The organism is Lactobacillus nasalidis, assembly GCF_016587775.1.
Classification (GTDB): Bacteria; Bacillota; Bacilli; order Lactobacillales; family Lactobacillaceae; genus Lactobacillus; species Lactobacillus nasalidis.
In genome coordinates this window covers 1-1,794 of record NZ_BOCG01000492.1, presented here as the reverse complement: position 1 = coordinate 1,794, position 1,794 = coordinate 1, and the positions used below count along the sequence as shown (strand labels likewise).

Genomic DNA, 1,794 nt, shown 5'->3' with positions numbered 1-1,794 from the left:
CGCTTCCGTTCTGGGCGCCAGAGCTGCCGTTATCGGCGGCTGCGGGTCAACCAGCAACGTCTTGTCAGCAGCCAAGTACAACATCCCGGTTGCCGGCACCATGGCCCACGCCTGGGTGCAAAGCTACCCGACTGAACTTGAAGCCTTTGAAAAGTGGGCTGAAGTCTACCCGGACAACGCCTTGCTTTTGGTCGACACTTACGACGTCTTAACCAGCGGCGTGCCGAATGCCATCAAGGTCTTCAAGGAGCTCCGCGCCAAGGGCCACAAGAAGTTCGGCATCCGGATCGACTCCGGCGACATCGCCAAATTGTCCCGCAAGGCCCGCAAGATGATGGACGACGCTGGCTTCCCGGAAGCTACCATCACTGCTTCCAACGCCTTGAACGAAAACGTCATCCACTCCCTTCTCCAAGAAGGCGCGCCGCTTGACAGCTTCGGCGTTGGCGAGCAATTGATCACCAGCTCCAGCTCACCAGTTTTAAGCGGGGTCTTCAAGCTGGCCGCTTTGAAGATCGGCGACGGGGAATGGCAGCCAAAGATCAAGCTGTCCAACTCCAAAGAAAAGGTCACCCTGCCTGGTGAAAAGAAGGCCTACCGCCTCTACCACAAGGGGACCAAGAATGCCTTCGCCGACGTCATCGCCCTGGCTGATGAAGAATTGCCGGAAGAATTCACCGGTATCAACATGGACCCGATGATGACCGAAACTGAAGCCGACTTGAAGGACTTCGACGCCGTTCTCTTGACCCAGGTCGTTGTCGGCCCAAAGGCCAAGTCAATCGAAACCGACACCTTCAAGATCCAAAAGCACATGTACGAAAAGCTGGCTGAACTGCCAGAAGAAACCCAAAGACTGCTTAACCCGGACCGCTACCCGGTCTACCTGACCCCGGCCCTGGCTGACCTGCAGGCCAAGATGATCAAGGACCACAAGCTTAAGTAAGCCGCTGGCCCAATTGAATAAGCAAAAAACGAAGCTGCTCAAGTCGAGCGGCTTCGTTTTTTTGCCGGTTATTTTATTGTTCAGCTTCAAGCTGCGACGTGCACATCGGGCAGCGGCTGGCTTCAATGTCGATCTCGCTCTTGCAGTAAGGGCAGACCTTGGTCGTTGCTTCTTCTTCAGCTTCTTCTTCCCTCTTGATCAAGGACCCGGCCTGGTTGAAGGCCTTGACGATCAAGAACAAGACGAAGGCCATCATCAAGAAGTTGATGACCGCGGTCAAGAACTTCCCGTAAGCCAGGGTCACCCCGGCAAATTTCAGCGAGAACTGGTCAAAATTCATCCCGCCGACCAGACCCAAAAGAGGACTGATGATGTCGCTGACCAGGGACTTGACGATGGTGGTGAAGGCACCGCCGATGATGATACCGACGGCCATGTCCATCACGTTGCCCTTAGAGATGAAGGCCTTGAACTCCCCGAAGAAGCCCTTGGTAGATTCGACGGCCTGCTGGCCGTCTGGCAGATTGATTCGCTTTGGCATGTTTACTGTTATACTCCCGAAAAAATATGATCACTGACTGCTTATTCTGCTATAAATAGCGACCTAATTATATCATTCCCGGGCCACCCGCTGCCAGTGCCACTTTTTAAGCTGGCGGCAATGAGCTTTTCCGCGGCCGCCTCACTCATAATCCGGCAAAACCCAGCGCTCAATCGCTTCCGCGACCGCTCCCTGGTCAAAGGTCCTTTCCGTGATCCGGTCGCATTCTCCCCGCATTTCCGGGCTGACGTTGGCCACCCCGACGCCGGTGCCGGCGGCCTGGATCATGGGCAGGTCGTTGAAGCTG

Annotated in this window: 3 protein-coding genes; 1 reads left to right on the top strand and 2 read right to left on the bottom strand. The window is 55.5% G+C overall.

Annotation, left to right across the window (positions count from 1 at the left end; genetic code table 11):
• On the top strand, nucleotides 1-946 hold a 946-nt coding region (pncB, locus tag lacNas_RS09550), incomplete at its 5' end, for a nicotinate phosphoribosyltransferase (protein WP_201346809.1).
• 73 nt (nucleotides 947-1,019) lie between these two features.
• Here pncB and mscL read toward each other — a convergent pair.
• Nucleotides 1,020-1,487 carry a large conductance mechanosensitive channel protein MscL gene (mscL, locus tag lacNas_RS09545; protein ID WP_201330551.1) on the bottom strand — a complete coding sequence of 156 codons (468 nt, stop codon included), beginning with the start codon at nucleotides 1,485-1,487 and terminating at the stop codon, nucleotides 1,020-1,022.
• A 141-nt stretch (nucleotides 1,488-1,628) separates the two neighbouring features.
• The coding region (locus lacNas_RS09540; protein WP_201335876.1) for an HAD family hydrolase at nucleotides 1,629-1,794 on the bottom strand (166 nt) is incomplete at its 5' end.

Coding starts and splice junctions, on each gene's coding strand:
- mscL (WP_201330551.1), bottom strand. CDS start 1,487: ATGCCAAAGCGAATCAATCTGCCAGACGGCCAGCAGGCCGTCGAATCT.